Origin of the sequence: Pseudomonas sp. CFBP 8758 (assembly GCF_014841725.1) — a bacterium.
Taxonomy (GTDB): Bacteria; Pseudomonadota; Gammaproteobacteria; order Pseudomonadales; family Pseudomonadaceae; genus Aquipseudomonas; species Aquipseudomonas baltica.
On record NZ_JACYUK010000008.1, the window covers coordinates 165,508 to 189,222 of the forward strand.

22 protein-coding genes are annotated in these 23,715 nt (G+C 63.1%); 8 read left to right on the plus strand and 14 right to left on the minus strand.

The window, feature by feature from the left end; all coding sequences use genetic code 11:
- Window positions 1-917: 917 nt before the first annotated feature.
- The 4 genes from pgm to IFT75_RS18385 form a co-directional block, all read right to left on the minus strand.
- Complete coding sequence (pgm, locus tag IFT75_RS18370; RefSeq protein WP_192056085.1) at window positions 918-2,558, minus strand: phosphoglucomutase (alpha-D-glucose-1,6-bisphosphate-dependent); 1,641 nt, start codon at window positions 2,556-2,558, stop codon at window positions 918-920.
- Between the two features lie 148 nt (window positions 2,559-2,706).
- Window positions 2,707-4,260, minus strand: coding sequence for a galactarate dehydratase (gene garD, locus IFT75_RS18375; protein ID WP_192056086.1), 1,554 nt, complete (start codon window positions 4,258-4,260; stop codon window positions 2,707-2,709).
- A gap of 87 nt (window positions 4,261-4,347) precedes the next feature.
- Window positions 4,348-5,709 (minus strand): MFS transporter, encoded by a 1,362-nt coding sequence (locus IFT75_RS18380; protein WP_122478149.1) that lies wholly within the window; start codon window positions 5,707-5,709, stop codon window positions 4,348-4,350.
- 325 nt (window positions 5,710-6,034) lie between these two features.
- Window positions 6,035-6,775: a FadR/GntR family transcriptional regulator gene (locus tag IFT75_RS18385; RefSeq protein ID WP_122478282.1), complete on the minus strand. Its 741-nt coding sequence runs from the start codon at window positions 6,773-6,775 to the stop codon at window positions 6,035-6,037.
- Between the two features lie 214 nt (window positions 6,776-6,989).
- Between IFT75_RS18385 and IFT75_RS18390 the strand changes: the two genes are divergently transcribed.
- The 7 genes from IFT75_RS18390 to IFT75_RS18420 all read left to right on the plus strand — a co-directional run bounded on the left by IFT75_RS18390 (window position 6,990) and on the right by IFT75_RS18420 (window position 12,946).
- Window positions 6,990-7,352, plus strand: a complete 363-nt coding sequence (locus IFT75_RS18390) for a YkgJ family cysteine cluster protein (RefSeq protein WP_192056087.1) — start codon at window positions 6,990-6,992, stop codon at window positions 7,350-7,352.
- Window positions 7,353-7,488: 136 nt separating this feature from the next.
- Entirely contained in the window at window positions 7,489-8,340 is an 852-nt protein-coding gene (locus IFT75_RS18395; RefSeq protein WP_192056088.1) for an STAS domain-containing protein, read from the plus strand.
- A gap of 4 nt (window positions 8,341-8,344) precedes the next feature.
- Window positions 8,345-8,707, plus strand: a complete 363-nt coding sequence (locus tag IFT75_RS18400) for an STAS domain-containing protein (RefSeq protein WP_122478154.1) — start codon at window positions 8,345-8,347, stop codon at window positions 8,705-8,707.
- Window positions 8,704-9,108, plus strand: a complete 405-nt coding sequence (locus IFT75_RS18405) for an anti-sigma regulatory factor (RefSeq protein WP_185793369.1) — start codon at window positions 8,704-8,706, stop codon at window positions 9,106-9,108. Before IFT75_RS18400 ends, IFT75_RS18405 begins: the two co-directional genes overlap by 4 nt.
- Window positions 9,099-10,115 (plus strand): ATP-binding protein, encoded by a 1,017-nt coding sequence (locus tag IFT75_RS18410; protein WP_192056089.1) that lies wholly within the window; start codon window positions 9,099-9,101, stop codon window positions 10,113-10,115. Before IFT75_RS18405 ends, IFT75_RS18410 begins: the two co-directional genes overlap by 10 nt.
- The gene (locus tag IFT75_RS18415) at window positions 10,108-10,983 is read left to right on the plus strand and encodes a sensor histidine kinase (protein WP_122478158.1); all 876 of its coding nucleotides are present in this window, start codon (window positions 10,108-10,110) and stop codon (window positions 10,981-10,983) included. Before IFT75_RS18410 ends, IFT75_RS18415 begins: the two co-directional genes overlap by 8 nt.
- The gene (locus IFT75_RS18420) at window positions 10,973-12,946 is read left to right on the plus strand and encodes a response regulator (RefSeq protein WP_192056090.1); all 1,974 of its coding nucleotides are present in this window, start codon (window positions 10,973-10,975) and stop codon (window positions 12,944-12,946) included. Before IFT75_RS18415 ends, IFT75_RS18420 begins: the two co-directional genes overlap by 11 nt.
- 139 nt (window positions 12,947-13,085) lie before the next feature.
- Here IFT75_RS18420 and IFT75_RS18425 read toward each other — a convergent pair whose 3' ends face one another.
- From IFT75_RS18425 to IFT75_RS18455, 7 genes are all read right to left on the minus strand, one after another.
- On the minus strand, window positions 13,086-13,544 hold the full coding sequence (locus IFT75_RS18425) for an REP-associated tyrosine transposase (protein ID WP_192056092.1): 459 nt from the start codon (window positions 13,542-13,544) through the stop codon (window positions 13,086-13,088).
- An 84-nt stretch (window positions 13,545-13,628) separates the two neighbouring features.
- Window positions 13,629-14,474: a glycosyltransferase family 2 protein gene (locus tag IFT75_RS18430; RefSeq protein WP_199864151.1), complete on the minus strand. Its 846-nt coding sequence runs from the start codon at window positions 14,472-14,474 to the stop codon at window positions 13,629-13,631.
- A 15-nt stretch (window positions 14,475-14,489) separates the two neighbouring features.
- Window positions 14,490-15,140, minus strand: a complete 651-nt coding sequence (locus IFT75_RS18435) for a glycosyltransferase (protein ID WP_192056094.1) — start codon at window positions 15,138-15,140, stop codon at window positions 14,490-14,492.
- Window positions 15,141-15,247: 107 nt separating this feature from the next.
- Window positions 15,248-16,393: a PQQ-dependent sugar dehydrogenase gene (locus IFT75_RS18440; protein ID WP_192056096.1), complete on the minus strand. Its 1,146-nt coding sequence runs from the start codon at window positions 16,391-16,393 to the stop codon at window positions 15,248-15,250.
- Between the two features lie 29 nt (window positions 16,394-16,422).
- Window positions 16,423-16,755, minus strand: coding sequence for a hypothetical protein (locus tag IFT75_RS18445; protein ID WP_446731083.1), 333 nt, complete (start codon window positions 16,753-16,755; stop codon window positions 16,423-16,425).
- Window positions 16,756-16,883: 128 nt separating this feature from the next.
- Window positions 16,884-17,375 carry a GFA family protein gene (locus IFT75_RS18450; RefSeq protein WP_192056098.1) on the minus strand — a complete coding sequence of 164 codons (492 nt, stop codon included), beginning with the start codon at window positions 17,373-17,375 and terminating at the stop codon, window positions 16,884-16,886.
- A 72-nt stretch (window positions 17,376-17,447) separates the two neighbouring features.
- A complete protein-coding gene (locus IFT75_RS18455; protein ID WP_192056100.1) occupies window positions 17,448-18,599 on the minus strand; it encodes an MFS transporter in 1,152 nt (383 codons plus the stop codon).
- A 169-nt stretch (window positions 18,600-18,768) separates the two neighbouring features.
- Between IFT75_RS18455 and IFT75_RS18460 the strand changes: the two genes are divergently transcribed.
- The gene (locus IFT75_RS18460) at window positions 18,769-20,808 is read left to right on the plus strand and encodes a mechanosensitive ion channel family protein (protein ID WP_446731084.1); all 2,040 of its coding nucleotides are present in this window, start codon (window positions 18,769-18,771) and stop codon (window positions 20,806-20,808) included.
- Between the two features lie 92 nt (window positions 20,809-20,900).
- Here the strand turns inward: IFT75_RS18460 and IFT75_RS18465 are convergent, their stop codons facing one another.
- The 3 genes from IFT75_RS18465 to IFT75_RS18475 are packed head-to-tail and all read right to left on the minus strand — an operon-like array spanning window position 20,901 to window position 23,705.
- Window positions 20,901-21,902 (minus strand): ABC transporter substrate-binding protein, encoded by a 1,002-nt coding sequence (locus IFT75_RS18465; protein ID WP_192056104.1) that lies wholly within the window; start codon window positions 21,900-21,902, stop codon window positions 20,901-20,903.
- Window positions 21,903-21,932: 30 nt separating this feature from the next.
- Window positions 21,933-22,799 (minus strand): ABC transporter permease, encoded by an 867-nt coding sequence (locus IFT75_RS18470; RefSeq protein WP_192056105.1) that lies wholly within the window; start codon window positions 22,797-22,799, stop codon window positions 21,933-21,935.
- A 24-nt stretch (window positions 22,800-22,823) separates the two neighbouring features.
- Window positions 22,824-23,705 carry an ABC transporter ATP-binding protein gene (locus IFT75_RS18475; RefSeq protein WP_192056107.1) on the minus strand — a complete coding sequence of 294 codons (882 nt, stop codon included), beginning with the start codon at window positions 23,703-23,705 and terminating at the stop codon, window positions 22,824-22,826.
- Between the last annotated feature and the right edge of the window lie 10 nt (window positions 23,706-23,715).

The following is a 23,715-nucleotide window of genomic DNA, read 5'->3' on the forward strand; positions in this document are numbered from 1 at the left end:
CCGATGACCGCTCCTACGCGATATCGAATTCCCTGTAGGAGCGGTCCGTGGCCGCGAACCGGGCGACTCGGTCTATCAGATACTCCGCAGCGCCCCCTTCGCGGCCGATGACCGCTCCTACGCGATACCGAATTCCCTGTAGGAGCGGTCCGCGGCCGCGAAACGGGCGACTCGGTCTATCAGATACTCCGCAGTGCCCTCTTCGCGGCCGATGACCGCTCCTACGCGATACCGGATTTCCTGTAGGAGCGGTCCGCGGCCGCGAAACGGTCGACTCGGTGTAGCAGAAACTCCGCACCGCCCCCTTCGCGGCCGATGACCGCTCCTACGAGATGCCGGATTTCCTGTAGGAGCGGTCCGCGGCCGCGAAACGGGCGACTCGGTCTATCAGATACTCCGCAGCGCCCCTTCGCGGCCGATGACCGCTCCTACGCGATACCGAATTCCCTGTAGGAGCGGTCCGTGGCCGCGAACCGGGCGACTCGGTCTATCAGATACTCCGCAGCGCCCCCTTCGCGGCCGCGAAACGGGCGACTCGGTCTATCAGATACTCCGCAGTGCCCTCTTCGCGGCCGATGACCGCTCCTACGCGATACCGGATTTCCTGTAGGAGCGGTCCGCGGCCGCGAAACGGGCGACTCGGTCTATCAGATACTCCGCAGCGCCCCTTCGCGGCCGATGACCGCTCCTACGCGATACCGAATTCCCTGTAGGAGCGGTCCGTGGCCGCGAACCGGGCGACTCGGTCTATCAGATACTCCGCAGCGCCCCCTTCGCGGCCGCTGACCGCTCCTACGCGATACCGAATTCCCTGTAGGAGCGGTCCGCGGCCGCGAAACGGTCGACTCGGTCTATCAGATACTCCGCAGTGCCCTGTTCGCGGCCGATGACCGCCACCACGGGAGGTGCGTGCGGGATCAACCGATGGCGGAATCCACCAGCACCTGCGCTTCGGCTACCAGACGCTGCAGATGCGCCTCGTCGATGAAGCTTTCGGCGTAGATCTTGTAGATGTCTTCGGTACCCGAGGGACGCGCGGCGAACCAGCCGTTGGCCGTGATGACTTTCAAGCCACCGATGGCCTGCCCATTGCCTGGCGCATGGCTGAGAATCTGCTCGATCGGCTCACCGGCCAATTCCGTGGACTTCACCTGCTCGGGCGACAGCTTGCTCAAGGCCGCCTTCTGCTGCGGGTTGGCCTTGGCCTCGACGCGCGTAGAGAACGGCTCGCCCAGGCTCTGGGTCAGCGCTTCATACGCCTGACTTGGATCGCGGCCCGTACGTGCGGTCATTTCAGCGGCCAACAGGGCCGGGATCAACCCGTCCTTGTCGGTGGTCCACACACTGCCATCCATGCGCAGGAACGACGCGCCGGCGCTCTCCTCACCGCCGAACCCCAGCGAGCCATCGAACAGACCGTCGGCGAAATACTTGAAGCCCACCGGCACTTCATGCAGACGACGCCCCAGGCGCGCAGTGACGCGGTCGATCATGCCGCTGCTGACCACGGTCTTGCCCACGGCCGCGTCGGTGCGCCACTGCGGACGGTTCTGGAACAGATAGTCGATGGCCACCGCCAGGTAGTTGTTGGGTGCCAGCAACCCGCCCGTCGGGGTGACGATGCCATGACGGTCGTGATCGGGATCGCAGGCAAAGGCCACGTCGAAGCGATCCTTAAGACCGATCAGCCCCTGCATGGCGTAGCTGGACGATGGGTCCATGCGAATCTGGCCGTCCCAGTCCACGCACATGAAGCGGAAGGTGGCATCGACTTCGGTGTTCACCACCTGCAGGTCGAGCTGATAGTGCTCGGCAATGGCCGACCAGTAGCGCACACCTGCCCCACCCAGCGGATCCACACCCAAGCGCAGGCCGGCCTTGCGGATAACGTCGAAGTCGATCACGTTGACCAGGTCGGCCACGTAGTGACCGATGTAGTCGTGCCGGTGAGTCGTGGCAGCCTTCAGCGCCTGCTCGTGAGGCATGCGCTTGACCCCGCGCAGGTCATCGGCAAGCAGCTCGTTGGCCTTGGCTTCGATCCACTTGGTCACGTCACCGTCGGCCGGGCCGCCATTGGGTGGGTTGTACTTGAAACCACCGCTTTGCGGCGGGTTGTGCGACGGCGTGATGACCACACCGTCCGCCAGGCCGCTGCTGCGCTCACGGTTGTAGCAGATGATCGCGTGGGAGACCGCCGGTGTCGGGGTGTATTCGTCGTCCTTGGACAACATCACCTGCACGCCATTGGCGGCGAACACTTCAAGGGCGCTGGCACCTGCCGGGGTCGACAGCGCGTGGGTGTCGATGCCGACGAACAGTGGGCCGTCGATCCCCTTGCTGCTGCGGTAGAGGCAGATCGCCTGGCTGATCGCCAGCACATGGGCCTCGTTGAAGCTCAAGTCGAACGAGCTGCCACGGTGCCCCGAGGTCCCGAACGCCACACGCTGAGTGGGCTCGCTTGCATCCGGCTGGGCGGTGTAATAGGCCGTGACCAGACGCGGGATGTCGATCAGCAGCTGGGCTGGAGCAGGTTTGCCCGCAAACGGACTGAGCTTCATGCAAAAACCTCTAGTGTAGGTACCGAAACGAAGAATGACAGTTTAGTGGCACTTCGACACTGGAGGTAGCTATTTGATTCCCTTTTTTGACGCTTCTTTTGTCGAACCGACCGGCAGCAGGTTGCCTGCTGCCCTTCGAGACGCCTGATCAGGTGATCGGCGCGGGGTTGAACAAGGTGATGTCGTTGTGCAGGCGATAGCGCTCGGCCCACGTCTGTTTTTCACCGCTGGCCACGGCCAGGTAGTAATGGAACAGCTCCCAGCCCAGCTCCTCGATGGTCGCCCGCCCGGTGGCAATGCGCCCGGCGTCGATATCGATGAGGTCGGGCCAGCGCTCGGCCAGCTCGGTGCGGGTGGACACTTTCACCACCGGCGTCATTGCCAGGCCGTACGGGGTCCCGCGGCCCGTGGTGAACACGTGCAGGTTCATCCCGGCAGCCAGCTGCAGCGTGCCGCAAACGAAGTCGCTGGCCGGCGTGGCGCAGTAGATCAGGCCTTTGCGGTTGACCCGTTCGCCCGGACCGAGCACACCGTTGATGGCGCTGCTGCCCGATTTGACGATCGAACCCAGCGACTTCTCGACGATGTTGGACAAACCGCCTTTCTTGTTCCCCGGTGTGGTGTTGGCACTGCGGTCCGCCGCACCGCGTTCCAGATAATTGTCGTACCAGTCCATCTCGCGCACGAGCTGGGTTGCCACTTCGTGGGTTTCGGCCCGCGAGGTGAGCATATAGATGGCATCGCGCACCTCGGTGACTTCGGAGAACATCACCGTGGCCCCGGCGCGAACCAGCAGGTCGGAGGCGAAGCCCAGGGCCGGGTTGGCGGTGATCCCGGAAAACGCATCGCTACCACCACACTGCATGCCCAGGATCAGCTCGCTGGCGGGCACCGTTTCGCGACGCCGACGGTCCAGCTTGGCCAGCCGCGTCTCGGCCAGCGCCATGATCTGCTCGACCATTTCACCGAAGCCATGCCCGGAGTCCTGCAGGCGGTATAGCCACGGCTCGCTCAGGTCTACCGAGGGATCGTCCTCGTGCATAACCTGCCCGGCCTGCAACTTTTCGCAACCCAGGCCGATCACCAAGGCTTCGCCACCCAGGTTCGGGTTGCGCGCCAGGTTGCGCACGGTGCGAATCGGAATGTAGGCATCGCGCGCATTGATGGCCACGCCGCAGCCGTAGCTATGGGTCAGCGCCACCACGTCGTCGACGTGGGGGTACTTGGGCAGCAGCTCTTCGCGAATGCGCTTGACCGCGTGGTCCAGCACTCCGGTCACGCACTGCACCGTGGTGGTGATCCCCAGAATATTGCGCGTACCCACGGTACCGTCGGCATTGCGGTAGCCTTGGAAGGTGAAGCCCTCCAGCGGCGGCAGAGCCGGCGGTACCGCGTCGGACATCGGCAGGCTGTCCAACGGCGGCGCCGAAGGCATGGCCAGTTGGCTTTCCTTGACCCAACTGCCTTGACGGATCGGCTCTAGTGCGTAGCCGATGATCTGGCCGTAACGCACCACAGCGCCGCCTTCGGCGATATCGACGGTGGCAACCTTGTGGCTCTGCGGCACACCTTCGATGACCGTCAGGCCATCGGGAAAACGACTGCCTTCGGCCACGCCCTGATCGTTGACCACGACCACGACGTTATCGTCTGCGTGCAGGCGCACGTAGCGGGGAGAATCGGAATGTTCGATCAATTGCATGGCTTGGCCCTTCCAATCAATTCAGGCTGAATCCAGAGCCGCGTACCGGCAGTGCCGGCCGCGGTCTTGTCGTTGGCTGCAGACGCTTCAGGGACGAGCGGCATTGAGCTGCGGTGCATCGTCGACGACCGGGTCGCCGTTCTCTTCGCGCAGTACCACGCGCTTGATCGGGCCGACGATCACCAGGTAGCTGAACACCGCTACCAGGGCATTGGCACCGACGTAGACCAGCGCGTACTTGAACGAGCCGGTGGCACTGATGATGTAGCCGATCACGATCGGCGTGGTGATGGACGCCACGTTACCGAACATGTTGAACAAGCCGCCGCTGATCCCGGCGATCTGCTTGGGCGAAGTGTCGGACACCACGGCCCAGCCCAGCGCACCCACACCCTTGCCGAAAAACGCCAAAGCCATGAACGCCACCACCATCCATTCGGCCTGCACATAGTTGCAGATCACCATGGTGGTCGACAGCATCAGGCCGCAGACGATCGGCGTCTTGCGCGCGAAGGTCAGGGAGTGGCCGCGACGCAGCAGGCTGTCCGAGATGACCCCGCCCAACACGCCACCGATGAAGCCGCAGATGGCCGGCAGCGAGGCAATGAAGCCTGCCTTGAGGATGGTCATGCCGCGTTCCTGGACCAGGTACACCGGAAACCAGGTGAGGAAGAAGTAGGTGATGCCGTTGATGCAGAACTGCCCCAGGTACACACCAAGCATCATGCGCGTGGTCAGCAGTTGGCGAATGTAGTTCCACTTCGGCTTGGACTTGCCGCCCTTGGCCTGGTCCATGTCCACCAGCCCGCCGTTCTGCTCGATGAACTCCAGCTCTTCGGCGCTGACGCTTGGGTGTTCCTTGGGATTGTGGATGTACTTGAGCCATACGCCCGAAAAGAGGATGCCCAGGCCGCCCATGACCACGAAGACATGCTCCCAGCCCCAGGAGTGCACGATCCAGCCCATCAGCGGAGCGAACAGCACCGTGGCGAAGTACTGCGCCGAGTTGAAGATCGCCGACGCCGTGCCGCGCTCGGCGGTCGGGAACCAGGCCGCAACGATGCGTGCGTTACCGGGAAACGACGGGGCTTCGGCTGCGCCGACCAGAAAGCGCAGCATGAACAGCGCGATCACCGCGTTGGCCATCGGCAGGTAGCCGACGAACCCCTGCATTACCGTGAACAGCGACCAAAGGAAAATGCTCCAGGCGTACACCTTCTTCGAGCCGAAGCGGTCGAGCAACCAGCCACCGGGGATCTGCAGCAGGACGTAAGCCCAACCGAAAGCGGAGAAGATATAGCCGAGGGTGACGGCGTCGATGCCCAGGTCTTTCTGCAGACTGGCACCGGCGATGGAAATGGTGGCGCGATCCGCGTAGTTCAGTGTTGTCACCACGAACAACAGGAACAGGATCATGTAGCGCACATGCGTCTTCTTCGTCGCTGGCATGCGAAGGTACTCCCACGAGTTATTTTTATGCGGGTAGAGGGTATGAAGCCGGGTATTTCAGGTGTCGCTGACTCAGCCGGGCTGCGAGCCATGGCCCTGTAGGACGGAGGAAGTCGGACAACAGCGGGAAGACATCACGTGGATAATCATGGTTGCAGCACCCTGGACGTTGGAATTATTAGGGGACACCGGTCTGTGCCGGTACTGCAGTTACGTTATCGTACAACGCTGATTATATCCATACCTCGGAGATGAATTATTTCCAAAGATGTAGCAATGTGGGCGGGAAGTCATCGTACTACGTTGCAGGCGCTGACTTGGAGGGTCAGATGGACAGATCTTCATGCGCCTTGACCACGCGCGCCCGGCTGTTGGCCAGATGGATGCGCATCGCGGCGCGGGCGGCGTCATAGTCACAGCGGGCGACCGCTTCGAAGATGTGCGCATGTTCGCGAACCAGCCGTTCGTGTTTCTGCTGGCGGTCCAGACGTGCGATGGCCACGGTGTCCAGCCGTGCACGGGGAAACATGCTGGTGCCGAAATGCGTGATGATGTCGGCGAAATAGCGGTTGTTGGAAGCCTGGGCGATCTGCAGGTGGAACTGGAAGTCGGAGACGATGGACCCGCTGGTGTCGGACGCCTGTTCGAAGCGCTTCAGCGCGTCTTCGATACACGCCAACTGGTCGTCGCTGCGCCGCAGTGCCGCCAACCCCGCCGCTTCGATCTCGAAACTGATGCGCACATCGAGAATGGCGATAACGTCCTGCAGGGTGACGATAGTGGCCGGGTCCAGGCGCGATACGGTCGAACCCGGGACGTTGAGGACGAAGGTGCCGATGCCGCGACGGGTTTCGACGATGCCCGACACCTGCAGGCGGGACAGTGCCTCGCGCACGGTAGCCCGGCTGACACCGCCCACCGCCATCAATTCGAGTTCGGTGGGCAGCTTGTCTCCGGGCTTGACCACACCCTGGCTGATCATCCTGCAGACATCGTCCACCAGGCTCTGGGCCAGGTTGCCCGGCCTGCGACGCGTGATGTCGGCGGTGACGATGTCGTTGCTCATGGCGGCGCGATCATGGCTGGAAAAGGAAAACCGATCATATATCAGCAAGTTGTGTGATGACAGCGCGAACATGCCGCCTTTCGAGGTGTTCGCGGTCGGTGCGGCGCCCTTGAAATATACCTTGAGCCCCCCCTTCCCAACCGCCACGGCAGGCCTAGAATGGCGGCGTGGTCGCGGTCCCCAATAACGCTGTTGCCCCCCCTCCCGAGCCAACATGTCCAAAGCCAATCCCTGCCTTGAGTGCGGCGCCTGCTGCGCGCATTTCCGTGTGTCCTTCTATTGGGGCGAATGTCAGTCTGCGGGCGGCCTGGTGCCTGACGAGCAGGTCATTCAGGTCACCCACAATCGGGTGGCGATGCTCGGCACCGACGCCAAGCCCACGCGCTGCGTTGCCCTCGCCGGCGAGGTGGGCAAGGTCGGAATCGGTTGTACGATGTATGCCCAGCGCTCCAGTACCTGCCGCGAGTTCGATGCTTCCTGGGAACACGGCGAACATAACCCGGCGTGCGACAAGGCGCGTGCGGCTCATGGCTTGCCGCCGCTGCCGGAGCCGGTCATGAACCTCCTCGCCAGCTAGCCGATTCAAGCGCTGCGCTCCGAGTCGATGGCGGCCGGATGCCGTGCGCTTTTGGCCATCGACGGGATTCGGCGTTTAGCAGATAATCGGCCATCATTACGCTATCTCGCCCCATCTCTGTACCAGGAGTTCTTGCATGGCCGCGCTGAACACGCAAACCGTTGACGCTTTCAAATCCCAGCAAAATGCCATTGTCGAGCAGTGGCTCGCAGGCCTTGAAGCCAGCGGAGCGACGCGCAACATCAAGGAAGCCGACCTTCGGCAGCAGAGCAGCGAGCTGCTCAGCCAGTTGATCATCGCCCTGGAAACCAGTCAGACCCACAACATCGCCGGCAGCCAATGGGCCGATGTCCGTCAGGTACTGGAGAAACTGTCCCACAGCCGCGCGCTGCTGGGCCACGACTCGCACCAGACCGCGCACTTCATCTTTGCCCTCAAGCGCCCGCTGTTCGCCGTGCTGCAGGCAGCGTACGCCAGCCATCCGGCCGAGCTTGCCGAGCAGGTGCTGCTGGTCTCGGACCTGCTCGACGGGCTGGGCATGCACACCATCCGCACTTTCCAGAAGTCGCGCGAGATGGTCATCAAGCGTCAGCAGGAAGAACTGCTCGAACTCTCCACCCCCGTCGTCAAGCTGTGGGAAGGGGTACTGGCCCTGCCGATGATCGGCACGCTGGACTCGCAGCGTACCCAGGTGGTGATGGAATCGCTGTTGCAGCGCATCGTCGACACCGGCTCGGAAATAGCCATCATTGATATCACCGGGGTGCCGACGGTCGACACCCTGGTGGCCCAGCATCTGCTCAAGACAGTCACCGCCATTCGCCTGATGGGTGCCGATTGCATCATCAGTGGTGTTCGCCCGCAGATCGCGCAGACCATCGTCCATCTGGGCCTTGACCTGCAAGGCGTGGTCACCAAGGCCAATCTGGCAGACGCCCTGGCCCTGGCCCTGCGCCGCCTGAACCTGACCGTCAGCAAGGCGGTTTGAGCCCATGGAACGCATCCCTATATTGCAGATGGGCGCGTACCTGCTGGTGACCATCCAGGTCGACATGCACGATCAACTGGCGCTGGCGCTGCAGGATGACCTGTCGGAAAAGATCAGCAAGACTTCGGCCCGAGGTGTGTTGATCGATATCTCCGCGCTGGACATGGTCGATTCGTTCATTGGCCGGATGATCGGCACCATCTCCGGCCTGTCGCGGATCATGGACGCCGAAACCGTGCTGGTCGGCATGCAGCCCGCCGTGGCGATCACGCTGGTCGAGCTGGGCATGAACCTGCCGGGCGTGAGCACCGCGCTGAACGTGGAGCGCGGCATGCGCCTGCTGCAGGCACGGGTGAACGGCTCATGAACGTCGAGAGCAGCGGCAGTCAACCGGTGCGCCTCGAACAGGACGTGGTGCTGGCCCGCCAGACCGCGCGCAAGCTGGCCCAAGACTGCGGCATGCGCCTGATCGACCTGACCAAACTGGTGACGGCGGTCAGCGAGCTGGCGCGCAACACGGTGGTCTATGGCGGTGGCGGCGACATGGACTGGCAGATTCTCGACGACGGCGTGCGCAAAGGCGTGCGCCTGACGTTTCGCGACGAAGGCCCGGGCATTCCCGATCTGAAACTGGCGCTGACCGACGGCTGGACCTCGGGCAACGGGCTTGGCCTGGGCCTGACCGGTGCACGTCGCCTGGTCGAGGAATTCGAACTGGACACCGCGCCTGGCCAGGGCACCCGCGTGACGATCACCCGATGGACCTGACCTTGCGCAGTGTCATCACCCAAGTGATCGCACTGCAGGACCCCAGCCAGCTCGGCGAAGCCCGCCGTGCCGCGCAGAAGATGGCGCAGGCGCAGGGCCTGGACGAAACCGACTGCGGCCGCGTCGCGCTGCTGGCCACCGAGCTGGCCAGCAATATCCTCAAGCATGCCGGCCACGGCGAGCTGCACCTGCGTGCCCTGCCCCATCCAACTTCACCGGGTGTGGAGCTGCTGGCAGTGGACCGCGGCACTGGTTTCGAGCTGCACGAGTGCATGGCCGACGGCTATTCCACGCGCGGCACTCAAGGCATCGGCCTCGGCGCGCTGGCGCGGCAGTCGGAAGTGTTCGATGCGTACAGCGACGTCCGCGGTTCAGTAGTGCTGGCACGCCTGTACCGCAAGCGCGACAAGCTCGCCGACCTGCGCCTGGGCGTCACCCAGCGCTCGCTGCACGACGACCCGGCGTGTGGCGATGCCTGGCAGGTAACGTTCGCCGGCGAGGGTATCAGCGCCGTGGTGGTCGATGGTCTCGGTCATGGCGAAGAGGCCGAAAAGGCCGCACGTGCAGGCTGCCAGACGTTCGGGCAGGCACCGTTCGCACGGCCCGAACATGTGCTCGACGACATGCACCAGGCCATGAACGGCACACGCGGTGGCGCAGTGGCCGTTGCCCAGTTCGAATACCACGCCGGGCAACTGCGTTTCGCCGGCATCGGCAACATCGGCGCCACGCTGCTATCGCCGGGCAAGAGCCGCGGACTGGCGTCCCATCCGGGCATCGTCGGCGGACAGTTCCGTCGCGCGCAAGCCTTCACGTTCGACGAGGCGAACGAGCAGTTGCTCGTTCTGTACAGCGACGGGTTGCAGTCGCGCTGGAACATGGCCGACTACCCGGGTCTGGTCCACCTTCACCCCGCCATCATTGCGTCGGTGCTGTACCGCGACTTCTGTCGCGGCCGCGACGACATCACCGTATTGGTCATCGCTCTGGAGCCACCCCATGTCTGAACCCCTCGATCTGGATGCCGAGGCCAGTGCGGCATTGATCGCCCAACTGCGTGCCGAGGCCCAGGCCTTGCGTGACGAACTGGATGAAACCAACCAGGGCGTGCTGGCACTGTATGGCGAACTCGACGGCCAGGCTGAGGAACTGCGCCAGGCTTCGGACCTAAAGAGCCGCTTCCTGTCCTACATGAGCCACGAATTCCGCACCCCGCTGGGCTCGATCCTGAGCATTACCGGCCTGCTTGCCGATGAACTGGACGGCCCCTTGGCGCCGGAGCAGCAGAAGCAGGTGAGTTTCATCACTCACGCCGCCCAGGAACTCAGCGACATGGTCGACGACCTGCTCGACCTGGCCAAGATCGAGGCAGGTCGGATCAGCATATCGCCGGCATGGTTCGACATGTTCGATCTGTTCTCGGCGTTGCGCGGCATGTTTCGGCCGATCGTCAACGCCAGCGCGGTGGACCTCATCTTCGAAGAGCCTGTTGGCTTGCCACGCCTCTATACCGATGACAAGAAGCTCGCGCAGATCCTGCGCAACTTCATTTCCAATTCTTTGAAGTTCACCCTGGCAGGTGAGGTGCGGGTGTCGGCCAGGCTGGAATCGCCATCGCAGATCCGCTTCGCCGTGAGCGATACCGGTATCGGCATTCCTGCCGAGCTGCACGGTACGTTGTTCGAGGACTTTGCCCAGATCGACTCGCCGGTGCAGAAACGCCTGCGTGGCACCGGCTTGGGCCTGTCGCTGTGCAAGCGCTTCGCCGAGTTGCTGGGCGGCACGGTTGGCGTGCAAAGCAGCCCGGGGGTGGGCTCGACATTCTTTGTGATCATTCCGTTGGCCATTGCGCCGGAGCCTGGCCATGACACCTGAAGTGCGGGTACTCATCGTCGACGACAACAGCGCCACTCGCTACGCGCTGCGGCGCCGATTGGAACGCCACGGCATCGTCATTCTGGAAGCCGGCACCGGCGGCGATGGCTTGGCGCTGATCGCCAGCGAGCAACTGGACGCGTTGATTCTCGACGTCAACCTGCCGGACATGAGCGGTTTCGACATCGTCGGACTGCTGCGCGCCAAGCCGGCCACCGCCCTGCTGCCGATCATCCATGTGTCGGCGGCTTCCATTCAGACCGGCGACATCATCACGGGTCTGGAAGCCGGAGCCGATGCGTACCTCATCCATCCAGTGGACGCCGACGTGCTGTTGGCCACCCTGCGCACTCTGCTGCGCGTGCGTGACACCGAGAACGCGCTGCGCGAAAGCGAGGCACGCTTTCGCGAGATTTTCGCCAACATCGCCGCGCCCATCGCGGTGATCGACGAGCAGCTGCAGGTGATCGAGTGCAATCATGCGTTCTCGCAACTACTGCCTACCCCGGTGTCCCTCACCAGCCTGCAAGCGCAACTGGCGGCCGGGCAGGAAAGCGTGCTGGACGACCTGCAGGTGCGCTTGAGCAAAGGCGAACGCTGGCGTGGCAACCTGACCATCAGAGTCGACGATCAACTGCGTGAAACCGAATGGCAGGTCTCGCCCTATCGCGCGCCCGGGCACAGCCTGGTGTTCATCGAGGACGTGACCGAACACCGGCAGCGCGAGCGTCAGCAGCAGATCCAGTTGGCCGACGCACAGACATTGCTGGCGCAGGAAGTGGCCGAGCGCGCGCGCACCGAGACGCAACTGTTGCAAGTGCAGAAAATGGACGCCCTGGGCAAGCTCACCGGGGGTATTGCGCATGACTTCAACAACCTGCTGACCGGCATCATCACGGCGCTGGAACTGATCAAGAAGCGGGTCGAGCCCTCCGCTGTGCAAGGTGCCACCGGCAGCGTCGACAAAGCCGTGTCACGCTATGCCGATGCGGCGCTGCAGTCGGCAACCAATGCGGCCGCCCTCACCCATCGCATGCTGGCCTTCGCCCGCCAGCAGCCGCTCGATACGCGGCCGATCGCGATCAACCAGCATGTGCATTCGCTGGAAGACCTGTTGCGCCGCACCATCGGTGAACGGATCACCCTGAGCCTGGACCTGACCGACAGCGCAGCCATCGCCATGGTCGATCCGATCCAATTCGAGAATGCGGTGCTCAACCTGGTGATCAATGCCCGCGACGCGCTGCCCGAAGGCGGCAACATTCGTCTGTCGACCTTCGCGGCCTATTCGCGGGGCGACACACGCCTGGCCGATGGCGACTACGTGGTGCTGTCGGTGCGTGACGACGGTACCGGGATCGATCACAGCATCATCGACAAGGTCTTCGACCCGTTCTTCACCACCAAGGCCGTCGGCAAGGGTACGGGGTTGGGTCTGTCGACGATCTACGGATTTGCCCGGCAGTCCGGTGGCGATGTACGGATCCGCAGCCTGCTTGGCCACGGCACCGAGGTGACCCTGATGCTGCCGGCTGGCCTGGCGCTGCTGCCGCAGCCCAGCGAGCCGGTACAGCTGGAAAACCGCGGTAATGGTGAGCATCTGCTGGTGGTGGAAGACATGGCGTCGGTACGGATGTTCGTGGTCGAGGCGCTGATCGACGCAGGTTACCGCTGCACCGAGGTGGACAGTGCGCTGGATGCATTGGACCTATTGCGCGATGACCCGTCGATCCAGCTGCTGTTGACCGATGTAGGGCTACCGCAAATGAACGGCCGCGTTCTCGCCGACGCCGCCCGCGCCTTGCGTCCAGAGTTGCCTGTGCTGTTCATGACCGGCTATGCGGAAAACGCTTTGGACCTGCAGACCTTCCTTGCCGAAGGTATGGACATGGTCATCAAGCCCTTCCGCATGGGCGACCTGGTCGGCCGCATCGGCCACCTCCTCGAACGCGATCCCCTGTAGCAGCGGCGCGAGCCGCGTCGGCGGTGTCCGCGTTCCGTCTGACCCACCACACCACCCCCGGACGCGGCTTGCGCCGCTGCTACAGGGGTTCTCGGTGCCTGTAGCAGCGGCGCGGGCCGCGTCGGCGGTNGATCGCTGATCACAGCCATATCGCGTCCCACAAAGGATAATCGCCAACCTTCTGAACCAGCCCGGCGCGGACCGGGTTCATGATGATGTAGCGGGCTGCGCTTCTGAGATCCTCTTCGCGGCGCAGGGCACGGTCGTAATACCCTTTCTGCCAGAGTCGACCACAGGCGCCGTTGCGGCGATTGATGGCCAGGCTGCTGCGCGCTTTCATCCGGCAAACGATCGTAGCCAGATCACCCTTGCGCAATTGAAACAACCAGTGCAGATGATCCGGCATCACCACCCACGCCAACGACTCTACATCCCCTGCGTCATGCAAGGCGCGCAACTGAGCAACCAGCGACCGGGCGCTCTGTAAGCAGGAAAAAACCGGAGCCCGATCAGCCGTCACACAGGTGATCGAGTAAACCCGGCCTACCTCGCTGAAGCGCCCCTTGCGCAATACACAGGCTTTCCTGCACGCCGACATTCCCTGTCCACCGAAAAGCCTTCAACGTAGAAAACAGATGAGCCCAGGGCAAGCGCACAATCATTGCCGAATCTGACCAGGCTTTTAGAACCCGGAGCCGGCCTTGTCCAGGCAAGCATCGACCTCGGCATCAGTGGGATAACGCAGGATCTCCAGCGAGTCAGACGTCCAGCTCACCAGGCCCAGCTCCGCAAACTCGCCGAGCCAGCCCTCCATCGGCCATTGCGCCCAGCGCCGGTGAAAGCGCTGAGCATTGGCCACGATCGCCGAAAAATGGTTGAGCGGCGGACGCCAGGTGGGGTGGTATTGATGGAAGGCCAGGGCCGCTGCCACTCGTAGCTCCACGCCATGGTGACGTGCGCTGAACGCGAAATCGGTGTCTTCGGCGCCGTAGCCCAGGTACCCCTCGTCGAAGCCACCGATGCGTTCGAATACCTCACGGGTGCAAGCGAAATTCAGCGACCAGAACAGGTGATGCGCAAGCAGCGAACCCGGCTTCCCGCGGTATTGGCTGAGCGGATGGGCAACGCCGTCGCGCATCAACGTGGCTTGAGTCCAGTCTTCCATCCGGGCGGTACTGGGCAAGTAACGGACCTCGCCCAGGTGCAGGGCTTCAGGCCTTTCACGCAGCGCGGCCGCGTAATCGGACAGCAGGCTCTGGCTGGGGATGCAGTCCACGTCGAGGAACACCCAATGCTCGCCCCCGCATTGGCGCACGGCATTGCGCGCTTTCGCCAGCGGCAAGCCATGAGACGCATCATCGACCACGAGGCAGTGGATGGGAAAGCACTCACTGTGCAAATCACGCGCCGGCTGATTCATGAACACCACCCAGAACGCCTCGGGCATCAGGTTGCCCTGCTCCAGTCCACGGATGACATTGTCCAGCTGTCGCTCGCGGCCATGCACCAGTGTGATCACACTCACCATGTCACGTTCACCTCGTCAGAACCCACTCACCTTGCACAACCCCGGCAACCGCGCCGGCTCGCCGTAACCGCTGCCCGCCGGTGCACACCGGCTGACGCGCACCGATCCGCTCCAGGCAATGCGCCGGCCGCGGGCCTCCACCTGTTCGATCAGATGCCGCTCGTCATGACCCAAGCTCGCATTCAGCCCTCCGGCATCCGTGTAGGCCAAGGTGCTCATACCGAGATTGGCCATATGCACGTTCGAGCGCCGTTCATCCATGGTCACCGAGCGCCGCCGCCGACCCTGTACGAAGCGGCTGGCACCCGGCTCGGCATCCACCCGCCCGCACACAGCGTCGACTCCGTAGGCCAGCTGCGCGGCCAGCCAGTCATCAGGCACCCGCACATCCGCTTCCGTCCAGGCCAGCCATCGTGCGCCAGCCTGTACCAGGTGTGCGGCGCCTGCGGCTCTCGCCGCTACCTTGTTGGCGGCATTGGTGTCGATCAGCCGTACCGGATAGCGCTGGGCGATATCGCGCGACCTGTCGCTGCAGGCGTCGAGCACCACGACGATGCGTACCAGTTCGGTACACAGCGTGCCGTGCTCGGCAGCCAACATGACCGATCGCAGGCATCGGTCGAGACTGGCGTGCTCGTTTTGCACAGGAATGATGACGCCGATCATGCTGAACCTCTTGAAGAGACGAAATCGTCGAGACCATGCTGGCCATTGACCAGCAATCGACTCGAAGATGAACGAGAGGTTTCAGATAAACGATGAAACGTGCAGATTCATTCAAGACCGATCTTGAGCAATTCCCCATCATCGTCGTCGGTCAACACATACAAATAGCCATCCGGGCCTTGGCGCACGTCGCGGATCCGCTCGCCGCGGTCACCCAGCAGACGTTCCTCGTGAACCACCTTGTCACCCTCGAACTGCAGGCGAATCAGGTCTTCGGAGGCTAACGCACCGATGAACAGATTGTGGTTCCAGCGCTTGAACCTGTCGTTGTCATAGAACGCCATGCCGCTGATGGCCGGTGACTTTTCCCACACATGATACGGATCGGTGATCCCCGGCCCGGTCTTGCCGCGGGCCTCGGGAATCGGCTCTCCGGAGTAATTGATCCCGTGGGTGTAGAGCGGCCATCCGTAATTGGCGCCGCGCTCGATGATGTTCAGCTCGTCACCGCCACGGGCGCCGTGCTCATGGGTCCAGAGGGTGCCGGTCCAGGGGTTCAGCGCAGCGCCTTGCTGGTTGCGATGCCCGAATGACCAGATTTCCGGACGCACGCTCTTCTGCCCCACGAACGGGTTGTCCTTGGGCACCTTGCCGTCGGCGAAGATGCGCACGACCTTGCCCTGCAACTTGTCCAGGTCCTGAGAGGTGGCACGCTCGTTGTTCTCGCCCAGGGCGATGAACAGGTAGCCGTCGCGGTCGAAGACCAGACGGGAACCGAAGTGATTGCCGACCGACAGCTTCGGCTCCTGGCGGAAAATCGTGGTGAAGTTTTCCAGATGAGTCAGGTCTTCGGACAACCGTCCACGACCCACGGCGGTGCCGCCCTTGCCATCCTGGCCCTGTTCGGCATACGACAGGTACACCATGCGGTCGGCCTTGAAGTCGGGTGACAGCACCACGTCGAGCAACCCGCCTTGATTCTTCTCCCATACCTGCGGTACCCCGCTGATGGGTGAAGAGATTTTGCCCTCGGCGCTGACCACGCGCAGATCACCCGGTTTTTCAGTGACCAGCATGCCCTTGTTGTCCGGCAGGAAGGCCAAACCCCAAGGGTATTTGAGGCCTTCGGCCACGGTTGTCACGGTAATCTGGCCCAGTTCGCTCGGGTAAGTGGTCACCGTTGCCGCCGAAGCGGCCAGTCCGTACAGCGCAAGGCCGGCGCAAGCCGAGGCCAAAAGGGTTTTCTGCAGCATGGGCTTATCCTTCAGCAAGAATGGAGTGATCAACGCGTGCCAGGGGCGGTGCGGGGTTGTTGGGTGCCGTTGGCCGGGCGGCGCAGGTTTTCACCGTTGCCGATGCCGCGGTTTTCGAGCGTCGGCGGCCGCGGATTGTCGGTACGCGGCGTCGGCTGGCGCAGTTGCGGATTGGGCGCGGTAGTGCCCTGGCGGCTGTTCGGATTGATCCGTCGAGTGGGGCTGTTGTAGGGATTGGACGTATCGTTGGCGGCTACGGTGATTGGCTGACGCGGTTGCTCGGTGGTGATCGACACGTGGGCCATCGCCGAATGAGACAGCATCGTGCCAAACATCAGGGACGCCAGTAGGGACAACTTCATGGGTATCTCGCCCTCGATCACAGTGGATTCAGGGATTTGAGGATGAATTGTCCCTGACGTTCGCCGCGGCATGGCCCGGCGAGCTTGTCGAGGTGATTCACCATGTTTCAAATATCGACCTGCACCACTCAAGGCTGGGTCAGGCCGAGCCTCTCGTGCCACTGCGCAAGCGACTCGTCCGGGTACTGTTGAAACTGCCGGTCGTGCTTGCCGGGCTGCACCTCGACCCAGCTCGCCTTGGAATCGAGCAGCAGGTGGGTGTGTTCGGGCGGCACCGGCAACTCGCTGTCGATGGCACTGGCGAATGGATGCACCAACTCCGGCCAGGCCGGATCGAACAACCACAAGGCGCTGCCGCACAGATGGCAGAAATGCCGCTCGGCAGTACTGGGGTGAGTGCCGCTGCCGCTCTCGTCGGGCAACCTGGCATGGTAGACGGTGATATGACTGCGACCCTGCACATTGAGACTGGCCGCCTCGCCGCCCAGGTTTATGGCATAACCGCCGCCGCCCTGGGTCTTGCGGCAGATCGAACAGTAGCACCGCTGATAGGGGTAAGGATGGGCGCTGTGCAGGCTGAAAGTGACGGCACCGCAGTGACAGGATCCGTGCAGTTGCATGGCTGAACTCCGTATCGAGTGGCGATCAATGGGCGGTTGATGAACGTTCAGCGTAGACCCTGCACGGGCCGTTCAGTTTCGCAGGTAGCGCCCGCTGGCCGCGACGAACAGGAGCAGCACGATCAACACGCCCAGGGCAATCGACAGGCTGCTGGCGTGGGCCACGAAGCCGATGAAAGCCGGGCCTACCAGGATGCCCGCATACCCCAGGGACGTCATGGCAGGAATGGCGGCGCTCTGCGGCATGGTGGTCTGGCGCCCGACCGCGGTGAACAGCACCGGGACGATGTTCGAGCAGCCTGCGCCGATCAAGGCATAGCCCAGCAATGCCGCCGGCCACGCCGGAACGGCCAGCGACAAGGCCAGACCGATTGCCGCGCAGAGCCCCCCGTACAACGTGACCCGGGCGCCACCGAAACGCGAGACGATGGCATCGCCGGTCAGGCGGCCGATCGTCATGGTCGTGGCGAAGGCAGCGTAGCCAAGCCCTGCGTAGGCAGGTTGCATGTCGCGCTCGGAAACCAGGAATACAGCACTCCAGTCGAGCATGGCCCCCTCGGTGAGAAAGACGATGAAACACAGCGCCCCGAGGAACAGCACGATCCCACGTGGCACGGCGAACAGCGGGCCGTCGCTTTCATTGCCATAGGGCAGTAGATGCGGCGCCGCCTTGAATACCGCAACAAGGGTGAGCGCTACCACGCAGGCCACCGCCAGCAGCGGCGTCAGGCCGAGCGCAAGCAAAGCGGTCATGCCGCCCGCTCCGAGGATGCCACCCACACTGAACAAACCGTGGAAGCCGGACATCATCGGCCGGCCACTGGCCTTCTCGACCAGCACCGCCTGGATGTTCATGGCGCAGTCGATGGCACCCATTCCGGCGCCGAACACCAGGATTGCGGCAATCAACAGCGGCAGGGTCGCCACGCTGGCCAGCAGCGGCAATGTCAGGCAGATGAGCAAGGCTGCACCGACGATGACGCGTCGGCAGCCCCAGCGCGCGCAGAAATAACCCGCCAATGGCATGGCCAGGATGGAACCTGCGCCCAGCCCAAGCAGCAGCAGGCCCAGGCTGCCGTCGCTGAGTTGCGCCCGCGCCTTGGCCAGCGGCACCAGCGGCGCCCAGGCGGCCATGGCGAAGCCGGCGATGAAGAAAGCGATACGGGTGGAAAACTGCTCTTGCCGACCCGGCGCGGCGGTGGCGAAGGTGCTGCTCGACGACATGATCAAAGCCTTGGATAAAGAGTTTCATGCAGCCGCGCGCACCGCTCGAGCGACAGGCGACTACCTTGAATGCAAGATGAACAATCGCGACAAATGCCGTGGATCGGCGAACTTGCCGGTAAAAATTCACTCAACGACTGGTGTACCGATCAATAGAGCGACCCGCATTGTGTTCAGTTCCCCGGCGAAAATCCTCCTCCCCCTGCTGTTCCTGCTGCTGACTTCCACCCTGCAGGCCGCTGAAGCCCCGGCGGCCGATGCGCCTGTCGAAGAACCAGCACCGCTGGTGCAAGGCGGCTTGCTGGGTGCCATCAGTACCGGCATCGACGACGTGCAGAAGAAGCTCGATCTCGACGAACATCTGCTCGACACCTGGCGCCTGCGCACCGACCGCGCCGCCAGCGAGGTCGATAAGCTGATCAATCGACACGCCCACTCGGCACTCGACCTGGCAACGGATTTCATTCTGCTGTCGGTGTGTTGGATGGCAGCGTTTCTGCTCGCGCATTTTCTCGGGCGCTTCATCGTTGCCCGCAGCGGCCACCGTCGTTTCGTCCGCGAGCGTCCGCGCCTGCACAACCTGTTGGGCTACATCCTGCCGTTCACCTTGCCGGCTATCATTGCCCTGCCAGTGACGCTGTATGCCAGTCACTCGCTGGACGCATCCATCGCCAGAGCCATCGGCATGTCGCTGGCCTACGCCACCAGCAGCGGCATTTTCTCCACCTCGGTGATCATGTGCGTGATCACGTTGTTCGACAGCGGTCACAAGCGCGCTGCGGTCACGGTGCTGCGTCGCTATGCGCCGCGCCCGCTGTTCATGATCGGCTTTCTGGCGGCCCTGAGCGACGCCCTCACCAGCCCGCAGATCGCTCGCCAGCTGGGCACCAACTTCACCGCCAGCCTGGCGGTGGTCGCGGGCCTGTTCGCCACCTTGTCCTTCGCGGTGCTGGTGGTGCGCATGCGTCGGCCGGTGGCCCATCTGATCCGCAATCGGCCACTGGCGCAGCGCCTGCAGCACCGCGGAGTGCAAGAGTCGCTGCGGCTGTTTTCGGCGCTGTGGTACCTGCCCATCCTGCTGATGATTCTGGTCTCGGCGGTGCATCTGATCGGCGCCGGCGAGGAAAGCCAGAAAGCCTTGCAGAACGCCCTGCTCACCACGGTGCTGCTGATCGCTACGGTGTTCCTCAGCACTGTCATGCAACACCTGTTCAAACCCGCCGCTGCCGCCACTGCCGCACCCCGCCTGCGCCCCTATAAAGAGCTACTGCGCAACCTGGGCCACGCCGTGGTGCGCATCGTCATGGCCATCGCCTTCATCGAACTGCTCGGACGCATCTGGGGCGTGTCGATGCTCGAATTCGCCGCCAGCAACAGCATGGGCCGGGCGATCAGCGATTCGCTGAGCAGCATCGGCTTGATCCTGCTGGTCACCTGGCTGTTGTGGGTGGTCCTGGACACAGCCATTCAGGAGGCACTGAAGCCCTCGGTCGGCAAACGCGCCTCGCGCCAGCCGAGCACGCGGGTGCTGACCATCCTGCCAATGCTGCGCAACGCCATCAAGATCATCCTGCTGGTGATCTGCACCATCACCACCATGGCCAACCTGGGCATCAACGTCGCGCCGCTTCTGGCCGGTGCCGGGGTAGTCGGCCTGGCCATCGGCTTTGGTTCGCAGCAACTGGTGCAGGATGTGATCACCGGCCTGTTCATCCTCATCGAAGACACCATCGCCATCGGCGACTGGGTGGTACTCGACTCCGGCCACGCCGGCACGGTGGAGAGCCTGACCATCCGCACCCTGCGCCTGCGCGACGGCAAGGGCTTCGTGCATTCGGTGCCGTTCGGCCAGATCAAGGCAGTCACCAACCAATCCCGGCAATTCGCCTACGCGTTCTTCTCGGTGCAGTTCACCTACGACAGCGACATCGACACCGCCCTGGACCTGATCAAGCAGGCGGGGCAATCCATCGTCGAGGACGTGATGCTCAAGCACAACCTGCAGGGTCCGTTGCAGGTGTTCGGGGTGGACAAGATGGACCTCAATGGCATCGTCCTGACCTCGCAATTCCGCACTGTGTCCGGCGGTCAGTACGGCGTGGGCCGGGCATTCAACGAGCGCCTGAAGAAGCTGGTCGACCAGCATGACAACGTGCGTTTCGCCCAGTACTACCCTGCCCTCGGCCTGCCCGCCCCGACTCCGGCCTGATCTACCCGCCGCAAAAAACCTTGGCACCGGCGTTCACAGGGTGGGTGAACGCGGGTGCCGAGGTGTGCGTCGATGGTGAGGGAGCGGGCGGATCAGCTACCGGCGCCGCCGTGGGCTTCTTCGAAGAAGTAGTCTTTCCAGCTGTCTGCCTTGTTCTTCAGCACACCCAGCTCATGCAGCCGCTCGGCGTATATGAAGGTGCGTTGCGGCACCACCGTAAAGTCGATCTCCGGGTCCTGGACGATCTTTTCCACGAACGCCTCGCTCAAGGTCGATTTCTCCACGCGAATATAGGTCTTGGCTGCGGCAACCTTGTCGGCCTTGACGATCTGTGCGGCTTCCACCAATGCGTCATAGAACGCCTTGTAGGTCTTTGGGTTGTCGTCGTGGAATTTCTGCGTGGTGTACAGCACATTGAAGGTGGCCGGGCCGCCGAGGACGTCGTAGCTGCTGAGCACCTTGTGCACCTTGGGGTTTTCCAGGGCCTGGTACTGGAACGGCGGACTGGAAAAATGCGCGCTGATTTCCGAACCGCCGGCCATCAGCGCCGAGGTGGCGTCCGGGTGGGGAATGCTCACCGAAATGTTGTCGAATTTCTTGAATTCCTTGTCGCCATAGAGTTTGGCCGTCTCCAACTGCAAAGTGCGCGACTGGAAGCCAACCCCTGCGGCGGGCACCGCGATGCGGTCCTTGTCGGTGAAGTCCTGCAAGGTCTTGACGTCAGGATTGTTACTGAGCAGGTAGTTGGGCATCGAGCCCAGCGACGCGATGGCCTTGACGTTCTGCCGACCCTTGGTGCGGTCCCAGACGGTAAGCATCGGCGGCACGCCGGCCGACACCACATCCAACGCACCGGCGAGCAATGCCTCGTTCATCGCGGTGGCTCCGGAAATGCTGTTCCAGTCCACTTCGATGTCCACGCCTTGCTGCTTGCCGTGTTTCTCGATCAGCTGCTGGTCACGCACGACATCGAGGATCAGGTAGCCGATGCCGAACTGCTGGGCGATGCTGATCTTGCCTTCGGCGCTGGCGCCGCTGGCCAGCAGTGCGCCGGCCAGGCCGCAGGCCAGGGATAGCTTGCTTGCAAATACCATGATGAAGTCTCAGGACTTAAGGAAATGGACTCAGCGCTGCATGCCCCAGCGCTTGATGGTGAGGCGTTCGAACGTGTTGAACAGCAGGTTTTCCACCAGCAGGCCTATCAGAATCACCGCAGCCAGGCCGGCGAACACCTTGTCGGTGTACAGCTCGTTGCGATTTTGAAAGATGTACCAGCCCAGGCCGCCCTTGCCTGACGAGGCGCCGAACACCAGTTCAGCGGCGATCAACGTGCGCCAGGCGAACGCCCAGCCGATCTTCAAGCCTGCCAGGATCGACGGCAGTGCGGCCGGAATGAGGATGTACCAGACGAATCGCAGGCCACGCAGGCCGTAGTTGCGGCCCGCCATGCGCTGGGTTTCTGAGACGCCGAGAAAGCCGGCGTAGGTGTTCAGCGCCAGCGCCCACAGCACTGAATGCACCAGCACGAAAATCAGGCTGTTTTCGCCCAGGCCGAACCACAGCAGTGACAACGGCAGCAAGGCAATGGCCGGCAGCGGGTTGAACATTGCCGTCAAGGTGCTGAGCAGGTCGCGCCCCAGCTGGGTCGACACTGCCAGTGTGGTCAAGCCGAAGGCCAGGACGATGCCGATCAGGTAGCCCTTGATCAGTACCGTCAGTGAAATCCATACCTTGCTCAACAGTTCGCCACTGGCCACACCGTCGATGAAGGCATGGGCGGTCTGCATGAAGCTGGGCAGCAGCAAGTCGTTGTTCTGCCAACGGGCGGCCAGTTCCCAGATAACCGCCAGGGCGAGCAGGATCACGCCCTTGCGCACCCAGGCCTGTTGCCAGATCCGCTGCGCCAAGGAGATGTCGCGCACCAGTTCGGCTTGAGTGAACGGCTCCAGGACGACTTCGTACTCCTGGCGTGCGGGTGGGGGAAGGCTCATGTCGTTGCTCCGAATGCGGCGAGATCAGTAGGCGATGCGCAGGCGCTGGAAATCCACCGGACGGTCCAGCTCAGGCGCTTCGCCCTCGTCGAACAGCAGGCGATGGATGCGCTGGGCGCTGGCCTGGAAATCGACGCCGCCCAGGCTGCTCAGGTCGAACTGGTGGCTGTTGATTTCCGCCCGCACCCGGCCCGGGTGCGGCGACAGCAGCAGGATGCGGTTGCCCACCACCAATGCTTCTTCGATGGAGTGGGTGACGAAGAGCAAGGTGAAGCGCACTTCCTGCCACAGTTCCAGCAGTTCTTCCTGCATCTTGCGTCGCGTCAGTGCGTCGAGCGCCGCGAACGGTTCGTCCATCAGCAGGATCTTCGGCTGCATGGCCAGCGCGCGAGCGATGGCGACCCGCGCCTTCATGCCGCCAGACAACGTATGCGGGTAGGCATCGGCGAAAGCACTGAGGCCGACCTTCTCCAGGTAGTGACGGGCGCGCTCGTTGGCTTCGGCGCGTTTCAAGGTGCGCGACGCCAGCAGCGGGAACATTACGTTCTCGATCACGGTTTTCCAGGCGGGCAGTTGGTCAAACTCCTGGAACACCACGATACGGTCCGGGCCTGGCTCTTCTATGCGCTCACCGGCGAGGCGAATCTGCCCTTCGCTGGGCTTGATGAAGCCTGCCACGGCTTTGAGCAGCGTGGATTTACCGCACCCGGAGGGACCCAGCAGGACGAAGCGATCGGCACGGTCCACTTCGAAGCTGACCTGATGCGTTGCGCGCACCACCCGTTCGGGGGTGCGGTATTCGAGGCTGACGTTGTCCACCTGCAGCAGGGTCTCGGCAGTCGGCCGTTGCCCGGGTACACCTGCGATATCAGCGCTGGCCGTGTGGCCTGGCAGTGCAGCGTTCATGCAAGACTCC

Excerpts from the sequence above, each read along its gene's own strand:
- IFT75_RS18450 (WP_192056098.1), bottom strand. The coding sequence starts at position 17,375 with ATGCAACTGCACGGATCCTGTCACTGCGGTGCCGTCACTTTCAGCCTG.
- garD (WP_192056086.1), bottom strand. The coding sequence starts at position 4,260 with ATGCAATTGATCGAACATTCCGATTCTCCCCGCTACGTGCGCCTGCAC.
- IFT75_RS18385 (WP_122478282.1), bottom strand. The coding sequence starts at position 6,775 with ATGAGCAACGACATCGTCACCGCCGACATCACGCGTCGCAGGCCGGGC.
- pgm (WP_192056085.1), bottom strand. The coding sequence starts at position 2,558 with ATGAAGCTCAGTCCGTTTGCGGGCAAACCTGCTCCAGCCCAGCTGCTG.
- IFT75_RS18445 (WP_446731083.1), bottom strand. The coding sequence starts at position 16,755 with ATGAAGTTGTCCCTACTGGCGTCCCTGATGTTTGGCACGATGCTGTCT.
- IFT75_RS18405 (WP_185793369.1), top strand. The coding sequence starts at position 8,704 with ATGAACGTCGAGAGCAGCGGCAGTCAACCGGTGCGCCTCGAACAGGAC.
- IFT75_RS18435 (WP_192056094.1), bottom strand. The coding sequence starts at position 15,140 with ATGATCGGCGTCATCATTCCTGTGCAAAACGAGCACGCCAGTCTCGAC.
- IFT75_RS18380 (WP_122478149.1), bottom strand. The coding sequence starts at position 5,709 with ATGCCAGCGACGAAGAAGACGCATGTGCGCTACATGATCCTGTTCCTG.
- IFT75_RS18415 (WP_122478158.1), top strand. The coding sequence starts at position 10,108 with ATGTCTGAACCCCTCGATCTGGATGCCGAGGCCAGTGCGGCATTGATC.
- IFT75_RS18390 (WP_192056087.1), top strand. The coding sequence starts at position 6,990 with ATGTCCAAAGCCAATCCCTGCCTTGAGTGCGGCGCCTGCTGCGCGCAT.
- IFT75_RS18455 (WP_192056100.1), bottom strand. The coding sequence starts at position 18,599 with ATGTCGTCGAGCAGCACCTTCGCCACCGCCGCGCCGGGTCGGCAAGAG.
- IFT75_RS18430 (WP_199864151.1), bottom strand. The coding sequence starts at position 14,474 with ATGGTGAGTGTGATCACACTGGTGCATGGCCGCGAGCGACAGCTGGAC.
- IFT75_RS18425 (WP_192056092.1), bottom strand. The coding sequence starts at position 13,544 with ATGTCGGCGTGCAGGAAAGCCTGTGTATTGCGCAAGGGGCGCTTCAGC.
- IFT75_RS18400 (WP_122478154.1), top strand. The coding sequence starts at position 8,345 with ATGGAACGCATCCCTATATTGCAGATGGGCGCGTACCTGCTGGTGACC.
- IFT75_RS18470 (WP_192056105.1), bottom strand. The coding sequence starts at position 22,799 with ATGAGCCTTCCCCCACCCGCACGCCAGGAGTACGAAGTCGTCCTGGAG.
- IFT75_RS18475 (WP_192056107.1), bottom strand. The coding sequence starts at position 23,705 with ATGAACGCTGCACTGCCAGGCCACACGGCCAGCGCTGATATCGCAGGT.
- IFT75_RS18420 (WP_192056090.1), top strand. The coding sequence starts at position 10,973 with ATGACACCTGAAGTGCGGGTACTCATCGTCGACGACAACAGCGCCACT.
- IFT75_RS18395 (WP_192056088.1), top strand. The coding sequence starts at position 7,489 with ATGGCCGCGCTGAACACGCAAACCGTTGACGCTTTCAAATCCCAGCAA.
- IFT75_RS18440 (WP_192056096.1), bottom strand. The coding sequence starts at position 16,393 with ATGCTGCAGAAAACCCTTTTGGCCTCGGCTTGCGCCGGCCTTGCGCTG.
- IFT75_RS18465 (WP_192056104.1), bottom strand. The coding sequence starts at position 21,902 with ATGGTATTTGCAAGCAAGCTATCCCTGGCCTGCGGCCTGGCCGGCGCA.
- IFT75_RS18410 (WP_192056089.1), top strand. The coding sequence starts at position 9,099 with ATGGACCTGACCTTGCGCAGTGTCATCACCCAAGTGATCGCACTGCAG.